Source organism: Streptomyces sp. NPDC057486, from assembly GCF_042802415.1.
In the GTDB taxonomy this organism is placed as follows: Bacteria; Actinomycetota; Actinomycetes; order Streptomycetales; family Streptomycetaceae; genus Streptomyces; species Streptomyces yanii.
Genome location: NZ_JBHVEE010000225.1, coordinates 1 through 9,237, shown reverse-complemented (window position 1 = coordinate 9,237; position 9,237 = coordinate 1). Strand labels below are relative to the sequence as shown.

The 9,237-nt window shown below is 70.4% G+C and carries 7 protein-coding genes and 1 pseudogene; 1 reads left to right on the top strand and 7 read right to left on the bottom strand.

Going from position 1 to position 9,237, the window contains the following annotated elements; all coding sequences use genetic code 11:
- Positions 1-151 precede the first annotated feature (151 nt).
- From cimA to ureA, 7 genes and pseudogenes are all read right to left on the bottom strand, one after another.
- Positions 152-1,759, bottom strand: a complete 1,608-nt coding sequence (gene cimA, locus ACFU6I_RS46510) for a citramalate synthase (protein ID WP_384380060.1) — start codon at positions 1,757-1,759, stop codon at positions 152-154.
- A 279-nt stretch (positions 1,760-2,038) separates the two neighbouring features.
- Positions 2,039-2,920, bottom strand: a pseudogene (locus ACFU6I_RS46505) (MFS transporter); the annotation flags it as partial.
- A gap of 167 nt (positions 2,921-3,087) precedes the next feature.
- Positions 3,088-3,687 (bottom strand): TetR/AcrR family transcriptional regulator, encoded by a 600-nt coding sequence (locus ACFU6I_RS46500; protein ID WP_384380057.1) that lies wholly within the window; start codon positions 3,685-3,687, stop codon positions 3,088-3,090.
- The gene (locus tag ACFU6I_RS46495) at positions 3,684-4,226 is read right to left on the bottom strand and encodes a hypothetical protein (protein WP_384380054.1); all 543 of its coding nucleotides are present in this window, start codon (positions 4,224-4,226) and stop codon (positions 3,684-3,686) included. Before ACFU6I_RS46495 ends, ACFU6I_RS46500 begins: the two co-directional genes overlap by 4 nt.
- A gap of 3 nt (positions 4,227-4,229) precedes the next feature.
- Positions 4,230-5,249: an agmatine/peptidylarginine deiminase gene (locus ACFU6I_RS46490; protein ID WP_384380051.1), complete on the bottom strand. Its 1,020-nt coding sequence runs from the start codon at positions 5,247-5,249 to the stop codon at positions 4,230-4,232.
- 42 nt (positions 5,250-5,291) lie between these two features.
- The gene (locus ACFU6I_RS46485) at positions 5,292-6,974 is read right to left on the bottom strand and encodes an urease subunit alpha (RefSeq protein ID WP_384380048.1); all 1,683 of its coding nucleotides are present in this window, start codon (positions 6,972-6,974) and stop codon (positions 5,292-5,294) included.
- A complete protein-coding gene (gene ureA / locus ACFU6I_RS46480) occupies positions 6,974-7,657 on the bottom strand; it encodes an urease subunit gamma (RefSeq protein WP_384380045.1) in 684 nt (227 codons plus the stop codon). The genes ACFU6I_RS46485 and ureA overlap by 1 nt, the downstream gene beginning before the upstream one ends.
- 126 nt (positions 7,658-7,783) lie before the next feature.
- Between ureA and ACFU6I_RS46475 the strand changes: the two genes are divergently transcribed.
- The coding region (locus ACFU6I_RS46475; protein WP_384380042.1) for a cytosine permease at positions 7,784-9,237 on the top strand (1,454 nt) is incomplete at its 3' end.

Sequence of the window (9,237 nt, the reverse complement as noted above, 5' to 3'; positions counted from 1 at the left end):
TTTCCGCGGCGGCCCGTCTCTTTTTTTTATCTCCCCCCGTCGGGGCGCCCCCCCGTCGCCCCCCCCCCGGGGGGGGGCCGCCCCCCGGCCCCCCCGCCGTGGGCCGCCCCGGACCGCCGTGCAGCCCGGTGGGCCCGCCCCGGACCGGGGGCTACTCCGTGGGCTCGACCCCGGCCCGCAGCAGACCGTAGGTGTACGCGTCCTCCAGCGCCTGCCAGGACGCGGCGATGACGTTCTCCGCGACGCCGACGGTCGCCCAGTCACCGGTTCCGTCGCCCGTGGTGATCAGCACGCGGGTGGTGGACTCGGTGCCGGTGCGGCCCTCCAGGATGCGGACCTTGTAGTCGACCAGCTCCAGCTTGGCGAGCTGCGGGTAGATCCGCTCCAGGCCGACGCGCAGCGCCCGGTCGAGGGCGTTGACCGGGCCGTTGCCCTCGGCGGTGGCGACGATCCGCTCGCCCTTCGCCCAGAGCTTCACGGTCGCCTCGTTGGCGTGTGTGCCGTCGGGCCGGTCCTCGACGATCGCTCGCCAGGACTCCGTACGGAAGTAGCGGCGTACCCGGCCCTCTGCCTCGGCGCGCAGCAGCAGCTCGAAGGAGGCGTCCGCGGCTTCGTACGTGTAGCCCTTGAGCTCGCGCTCCTTGACCCGCTCCACGACCCGGCCGACGAGCTCGCGGTTGCCCCCGAGGTCGATGCCGAGCTCCTTGCCCTTGAGCTCGATGGAGGCGCGGCCCGCCATGTCGGAGACGAGCATCCGCATGGTGTTGCCGACGAGCGCCGGATCGATGTGCTGGTAGAGATCGGGGTCGACCTTGATGGCGGAGGCGTGCAGTCCGGCCTTGTGGGCGAAGGCGGAAACACCCACATAGGGCTGGTGGGTGGAGGGTGTCAGGTTGACGACCTCGGCGATGGCGTGCGAGATACGGGTCGTCTCGGCGAGTGCGCCCTCGGGGAGGACGCTCTTGCCGTACTTGAGTTCCAGGGCGGCGACGACGGGGAAGAGGTTGGCGTTGCCGACCCGCTCGCCGTACCCGTTGGCGGTGCACTGGACGTGCGTGGCGCCGGCGTCGACGGCGGCCAGGGTGTTGGCGACCGCGCAGCCGGTGTCGTCCTGGGCGTGGATGCCGAGCCGGGCGCCGGTGTCCGCGAGGACGGTGGAGACGACGGCCTGGACCTGGGCGGGGAGCATCCCGCCGTTGGTGTCGCAGAGGATGACGACGTCGGCGCCGGCCCCGTGCGCGGCCCGGACGACGTCCTTGGCGTACTCGGGGTTGGCGCGGTAGCCGTCGAAGAAGTGCTCGCAGTCGACGAAGACCCGGCGGCCCTGTTCGCGCAGGTAGGAGACGGTGTCGCGGACCATCTCCAGGTTCTCTTCGAGGGTGGTGCGCAGGGCGAGTTCCACATGCCGGTCGTGCGACTTGGCGACCAGTGTGATCACCGGGGCTCCGGACTCCAGCAGCGCCTTGACCTGGGGGTCCTCCGACGCCTTGGCTCCGGCCCTGCGGGTGGCGCCGAAGGCGACCAGCTCGGCGTTCTTGAACTCGATCTCCTGCTGAGCACGGGCGAAGAACTCCGTGTCGCGGGGGTTGGCGCCGGGCCAGCCGCCCTCGATGAAGCCCACGCCGAAGTCGTCCAGGTGCCGGGCAATGGTCAGCTTGTCCGCGACCGTCAGGTTGATGCCTTCACGCTGTGCACCGTCGCGCAGTGTGGTGTCGAAGACATGGAAGCTGTCGTCGGTGGGCTTGGCCTTGGTGGTCATGCTGGTCTGACTCCTGTCGGATGAGTGGATCCGGACGATTGGGCTCCACTTGCCCCCATCATCCCGCGCACGCATCGCCCCGGCCGAGGTGAGGGCCGGAAAACGAAAAAACCCCTCGCGGGTGCGAGAGGTCTGCGCGCGGGTCTGGGGCACGGTGCCGCTCCGTACGTGGTGGTACGAGACGGTCACTGCGGACCGGCGCGCCTGTTGCCAATAATCATGACGAACGAGGACACGGAGGCAGTCTCGCACAGCACCGCCCCCGTGCCGTCGGCCGTCTCAGGATGCGGGCGTGACGCTCGTCGCTCCGGACGGCTCCGTCCGCCCGTCCCGGGAAGCCACCGTGCCGACCCGGCCCAGGTCGATGTCGCGGGTCTCGCGCATCGCCAGGTAGACGACCAGGGAGACCGCGGCGCAGCCCGCCACGTACCAGTAGAAGCCGGACTCCATACCGGCCTTCTTGAACCAGAGCGCCACGTATTCGGCGGTGCCGCCGAAGAGGGCGTTGGCGAGGGCGTACGGGAGGGCGACGCCCAGCGCGCGGATGCCGGTCGGGAAGAGCTCGGCCTTCACGCAGGCGTTGATCGAGGTGTAGCCCGTGACCACGACCAGGGCGAGCAGCGCCGGCCCGAACGCGGGCCAGAAGGTGCCGGCGTGCTTCAGCATGGTCATGATCGGCACGGTCAGGAAGGTCGAGCCGACCGCGAACGTGATCAGCAGCGGGCGACGGCCGATCCGGTCGGACAGCATGCCCGCGAGCGGCTGGATGCACATGAAGACGAACAGGGCGCAGAAGCTGACGAGCGAGGCCGTGGACTTCTCCATGCCCGCGCTCTTCGAGAGGAACTTGGTGAGGTAGGTCGTGTACGTGTAGTACGCGACGGTCCCGCCCATGGTCAGCGCCATCACCAGGAACGCCTCGCGCTTGTGCTGCCACAGCGCCCCGAGCGTGCCGCGGTCCTCCTGGTCGGCGGCGCCCGATTCCGCGTACACCTCGGTCTCCGGCATGGAGCGACGCAGATAGAAGACGACGGCCGCGCCGAGCGCCCCGACGATGAACGGGATGCGCCAGCCCCAACTGTGCAGGGCCGCATCGGACATGGTGCGCTGCAGGACGATCTGGAGACCGAGGCCGACGAGCTGCCCGGCGGTCATGGACAACCGTGCACGGGGCAACGATCGCGCGTACGTACGTGCGCCTCGTTCACGGCCGGGGGAACGGAGGCTCCGGCACGGGCAGTCCGCCGCACCCGGTCGACGGCTGCGTGCGGCCGGCCGGGCTCGCGCCGATGCGGAACCGGCTGTCGCCGGGGTGGCGATCGGTGGTCTCAGCCGAGCGCCTCGTCCAGGAACTCCCGTACGTGAATGAGGATCCCGCCCCGGTCGGTGCCCGGCAGGCCGATCGCCACATGGATGCTGAACCCGTCGAGCAGGGCGCGCAGCCGGGTCGCGAACCGGTCCGCGTCCACGGCCCGGAACTCCCTGCGCGATACGCCCTCCGCCAGCAGCGCCACGAGGTCCCGGTGCCAGGCCCCCTCGATCGCGACCTGCCGGGCGCGCGCGTCGGCGTCAGCGTTCTGCGAGCGGTTCCAGACCTCCAGCCAGAGCGTCCAGTGCGGGTCGCGGTGGCCGTCGGGGATGTACAGATCGACATAGGCGTCGAGCCGCTCCCGGACGGGTGTCTGCCGGGCCAGCAGCTCCCGCCGCTCGGCGCCGAGCCGGCCCTCGCTCCACTCCAGGGTCTGCAGGAGCAGCTCGTCCTTGGTCCGGAAGTAGTAGAGGAGATGACCGCTGCTCATGGAGACGTCACGGCCGAGCCCGGCCATGGTGAGCCCGTCGAGCCCCCGCTCGGCGATGGTGGCCATGGCGGCGGCCAGCACCTCCTCGCGGGGCGGGGCGGTGTTGCGGCGGCGCGGGGCGGGGGTCATCGGGCGGCTCCCCCGGTCCATCCGTCCGACGCGAGCAGCGCCCGCAACTCGGCGACGGCGCCCGGCAAAGGTGTGCGGACCGCGGCCATGTCGCTCCGGACCGTCCGCGGGTCCATGTCGTAGGCCGCGGACAGCACCGTGCCGAGATCGTCGTCGGTGAGCAGCTCCGCCAGGATCGCCAGCAGCGGGAGATACTGCTCGTCCTCGACCGTCAGACCAGGCAGGAGCAGACGCAACTGCCTGGTCATGCCCAGAAGTTCGGGCGCGATCTCCATCCAGCCCCGGCTGCTGCGCACCTCTTCGGCCGTCTCTTCCATGAACCAGGTCATGACGGCGTACGGAATGTCCCGGTGCCCGGTCTGCTCGTCGAAGCAGACCGTGGGCGTGCGGTCCGGGTCCTCGTCCGCGACGATCGCGGTGAGGAAGGGCCGGCCGGGAGGGTCCGTCTCGGCGAGCTCCAGGTACCACGCGTCGTCCGGCACCGAGTAGAAGCGCTCGATCGCATAACCCTGTCCGGCGTGCTGGATGGTGCTCGGCATGGATCAGACCTTAGGTTGCTGCTGTGTGATGCAGTGGATACCTCCACCACCGGCAAAGATCGTACGGGCGTCGACCAGGGTCACGGTCCGTTCGGGGTGGAGACGGCGGAAAATGCCTGCCGCGATCTCGTCACGGGGGTCGTCGAAGCCACACAGCACCACGCCACCGTTGCAGACATAGTGGTTGATGTACGAGTAGTCGACCCAGTGACCGTCCTCGCCCTGCACCACGGTCGGGGCAGGGACCTCGACGACCTCCAGGGGACGCCCCCGAGCGTCGGTCTGGGCCCTGAGCATGGCCACGTTCTCCTTGCAGGGCTCGTGGTCGGGGTGGGACGGGTCCGGCTGGGTGTGGACGACGACGACTCCGGGGCCGGCGAACGCGGCGACGATGTCGACATGGCCGAGCGTGCCGAAGCCGTGGGGCGGGTAGTCGGCGGTCAGGCCGCGCTTCAGCCAGATCGCCTTCGTGGTGCCGAGCTTGGCGTGGATCTCGGCCTCGACCTCCTCCTTGGTCCAGCCCGGGTTGCGCTCGGAACCGAGCTGGACGGTCTCGGTGAGGAGGACGGTGCCTTCGCCGTCCACGTGGATGCCGCCGCCCTCGTTGACGAGAGACGAGCTGTGCACGGGGACCCCCGCAAGGTCCGCGACATGGCGGGCGATCTTCGCGTCGTGCTCCCAGGTCGCCCAGTCCTGTGCGCCCCAGCCGTTGAACACCCAGTCCACGGCGGCCAATTGGGTGCCGTCCGTGACGAAGGTCGGACCGATGTCGCGCATCCAGGCGTCGTCCAGCTCGCGCTCGACCAGGTCGATGTCCGGGCCGAGGAGGGCACGGGCGCCCTCCGACTGGCCCGGCCCGACGACCATGGTCACCGGCTCGAAACGGCGTACCGCCCGGGCCACCGAGGCCCACGCCTCACGGGACTCGGCAAGGTCGTCACCGGTGAACGTGACGTTGGGGCCCGGCCACGCCATCCAGGTGCGCTCGTGCGGGGCCCACTCGGGCGGCATACGGAAGGTCATGTCGTTGGACTCCTCGAAGCTGTGTGCTGAAGGGCTGTGTTCTTACAGGAAATAGAGGCGGTTGAGGGACACCGATTCGGCGGGTTCCGAGCGCATCGGGGCACCGTCCAGCGTGACCAGCCCACTGCGCGCGTCCACCGCCACATCCCCGATGCGGGAGTTGAGCCGGAGATCCGCCGGGCCGATCCCGCGGGTGCCGCGCACGGCCACCCTGCGCCGTCGCGTCGGCATCAGGTCGGAGCCCAGCTCGGCCGCGGCCTTCGCCACGAAGGCCACCGAGATATCGGCGGGGGTCGCGCCGTGCCCCCCGAACAGCGGTCCCAGGACCAGCGGTTCACAGGTGTCGGTCGCTGCGTTGGGGTCACCCGTCACGCCCCACGCCGGGAAGCCCGCCTTCAGTACCATCTGCGGCTTCGCCCCGAAGTACTGCGGCTTCCACAGCACGATATCGGCGAGCTTGCCCACCTCGATCGAACCGATCTCGTGCGCGAGGCCGTGCGCGATGGCCGGGTTGATCGTCAGCTTCGCCATGTAGCGCAGCACCCGGGCGTTGTCGTCGTGCGCGCCGTCGCCCTCCATCGGGCCCAGCTCGGCCTTCATCTTCCCGGCCATGGCGAAGGTGCGGCGTACGGTCTCGCCCGCGCGCCCCATCCCCTGCGCGTCCGACGAGGTGATGCCGATCGCGCCGAGGTCGTGCAGCACGTCCTCGGCGCCCATCGTCCCGGCCCTGATCCGGTCCCGCGCCATGGCGGCGTCCCCGGGCAGGTCGGTCTTGAGGTCGTGGACCGAGACGATCATCCCGTAGTGCTCGGCCACCGCGTCCCGGCCGAACGGCAGGGTCGGATTGGTGGACGAGCCGATGACGTTCGGCACACCCGCCATCTTCAGGACGTTCGGTACGTGTCCACCGCCGCAGCCCTCGATGTGGAAGGCGTGGATCGTCCGGCCGTCCAGGACACGCAGGGTGTCCTCGACGGACAGACACTCGTTCAGCCCGTCGCTGTGCAGGGCGACCTGCACGTCGTGTTCCTCGGCGACGCGCAGGGCGGTGTCGAGCGCACGGGTGTGCGCGCCCATGTCCTCGTGCACCTTGAAGCCGGATGCACCGCCCTCGGCGAGCGCCTCCACCAGGGGCGCGTCGCCGGAGGACGAGCCGCGGGCCAGGAAGCCGATGTTGACCGGCCAGGCGTCGAAGGCGTTGAAGGCGTGGCGCAACGCCCACGGCGAGTTGACGCCGACGCCCCACACCGGGCCGAACTCCTGGCCGATGACGGTGGTGACGCCGGAGGCGAGCGAGGCCTCCATGATGCGCGGCGAGAGCAGATGGACGTGGGTGTCCACGGCACCGGCCGTCGCGATCAGGCCCTCGCCGGACACGATCGTGGTGCCCGTGCCGACGACGACGTCCACGCCGTCGAGCGTGTCCGGGTTGCCGGCCCGCCCGATGGAGTGGATCCGGCCTTCACGGATGCCTATGGAGACCTTGCGGATGCCTTGAACAGCGTCGATGACCAGCACGTTGCTGATGACGACGTCGCAGGTGTCGCGTACGGCCGCGGCCTTGAGGTGCAGCCCGTCGCGCGCGGTCTTGCCGAAGCCGGCCAGGAACTCGTCGCCGTGCGCCTGCGCATCCGACTCGACGCGCACCACCAGGCCGGAGTCGCCGAGAACGACCCGGTCTCCGGCGCGCGGTCCGTGGACCGATGCGTATTCGTTGGGGTCCATCAGGCGTCCTCCGCTCCCAGATAACCGCAGGCCGCCGCGCGCCGCAGAGCCTCTTCCTTCGCGCCCGGCGCGTCCAGCGGTCCGTCGACCAGACCGGCGAAGCCGATCGCGATCCGGGCGCCGCCGATCGGCATCAGGCCGACCTCGGTCTCGCCGCCCGGGTCGAAGCGGACCGACGATCCGGCGGGGACGCACAGCCGCATCCCGTACGCCGCGGCCCGGTCGAAGTCGAGGCGCGGGTTGGCCTCGAAGAAATGGAAGTGCGAGGTCACGCTGACCGGGACGGTCGCGGTGTTGTGCACGGTCAGCCGCAGCGCGGGCTCGGGCTCGGCGTGCGGCGGTGCGGGCAGTACGGCGCCGGGTGCGGCGTCGCCGAGCCCTCCCCCGATGGGCTGCGAGACGACCGCGAGCCGGGATCCGTCGTCGAAGACGGCCTCCACATGCACCTCGGTGACCACATCCGCCACACCGGGCAGGACGTCGTCGGGCCCCAGCACGCCGCGCGCGGCCTCGATCGCCTCGGCGAGCCGCTTTCCGTCCCGGGCCGCCTCGCAGACGGTGTCCGCTATGAGCGCGGTCGCCTCGGGGACATTGAGCCTCAGCCCACGCGCCCGGCGCGCCCGTGCCAGTTCGGCGGCGCCGAAGAGCAGGAGCCGATCTCGCTCGGTAGGGGTAAGTCGCACGTCAGTACACCTCCAATTTGAACATCACTCTAATCAAGATTTTCCCGTCTGGGAACCATTGACGGAGAGCCGCACTTGGGCTCATATAGAGCGGCACTCAAACCGTCGAACGTCAGGGGCGCCCTCATGCCGGTAGAACAGCGCGGAGTCGACACCATCCCGGAGGCGGAACGCACCAGCACCCCGCGCGACCTCGTCTCGATCCTGCTGGGGTCCAATCTCTGCCTGGGCGTGATCATCTTCGGCTGGCTCCCGGTCTCCTTCGGCCTCGACTGGTGGGCCTCGGTGAGCTCGATCGTCGCGGGCACCCTGCTCGGGACCCTGCTGACGGCACCGCTCGCCCTGGTCTCGCTGCGCACCGGAACCAACCTCTCCACGTCCTCCGGTGCCCAGTTCGGTGTGCGCGGCCGCCTGGTCGGCTCGATCGTCGGCCTGCTGCTCGCCCTCGGCTACACGGCGCTGACCGTCTGGATCGGCGGCGACGCGATGGTGGGCGCCATGCATCGCCTCTTCGGGCTGTCGACCGGGGGGCTCTCGTACGCGGCCGTGTATGCGCTGCTCGCCGCCGCCACCGTGATCGGCGCGGTCTACGGCTACCGGATGCTGCTGCGTCTCTCCCGCGTCCTCGCCGTCGCGATGAGCGCGCTGCTGATCCTGGGCATCGTCGCGTACGCCCCGCACTTCACCACCGCCGCATTGCCCGGCACCGGCGGCTATCTGCTCGGGTCCTTCTGGCCGACCTGGCTGCTGGCCGTGGTCGCAGCGGGGCTGAGCGGCCCGATCGCGTTCATCACCCTGCTCGGCGACTACACGCGGTACATCTCCCCGAACCGTCACTCCTCCCGGAGCGTGCTGCGCGCGAGCTGGATCGGCCTGCTGATCGGTCTGCTCGTTCCGCAGCTCTTCGGTACGTTCACGGCGTACGCCTCCCGGGCGGCCCTCGACTATGCGGGCCCGCTCGTCGACGCCTCCCCCACCTGGTACCTGATCCCGCTGCTGCTCGCCGCCTCCGCCGGTTCGGTCGGCAACGCCGGCCTGATGCTGTACTCCATGGGCCTCGATCTGGATGCGATCCTGCCGCGCGCCTCGCGCCCCCAGGCCACTTTCGCGGTCGCGGGCGTCGCCACGGCGTGCGTCTTCGTCGGGCACTACGCCTGGGACGCCGAATCCGCGATGACGTCGTTCGTCCTGCTGCTGACCGCCATCGGCACCCCGTGGGCGGTGATCACCCTGATCGGCTTCGTCCGTTGTCGCGGTGTCTACGACCCGGAGGCCCTCCAAGTCTTCAACCGGCGCTCTCGCGGTGGCGCCTACTGGTACACGGCCGGCTGGAACCTGCCCGCCACGGCCTCCTGGGCACTGGGCGCGGCAGTGGGCCTGTCCGCCGTCTCGCTGCCCTCGTACGAGGGTCCGCTGCTGTCCCTGACCGGCGGGGTGGACTGCAGCTTCCTGCTGTCGGGCCTGGTGGGCGGTATCGCGTACACGGCGCTGACGCGCGGCAGGCGCCCGGAGCCCACGGTGTCGGCCGACACGGAGGCACAGCCGTCCGCCATGTTCCGCCGGTCGACGGCCAGGAAGGC

Bases quoted from the DNA above. Each gene is read 5' to 3' on its own strand.
- cimA (WP_384380060.1), bottom strand. From the start codon at position 1,759: ATGACCACCAAGGCCAAGCCCACCGACGACAGCTTCCATGTCTTCGAC.
- ACFU6I_RS46500 (WP_384380057.1), bottom strand. From the start codon at position 3,687: ATGACCCCCGCCCCGCGCCGCCGCAACACCGCCCCGCCCCGCGAGGAG.
- ACFU6I_RS46495 (WP_384380054.1), bottom strand. From the start codon at position 4,226: ATGCCGAGCACCATCCAGCACGCCGGACAGGGTTATGCGATCGAGCGC.
- ACFU6I_RS46490 (WP_384380051.1), bottom strand. From the start codon at position 5,249: ATGACCTTCCGTATGCCGCCCGAGTGGGCCCCGCACGAGCGCACCTGG.
- ACFU6I_RS46485 (WP_384380048.1), bottom strand. From the start codon at position 6,974: ATGGACCCCAACGAATACGCATCGGTCCACGGACCGCGCGCCGGAGAC.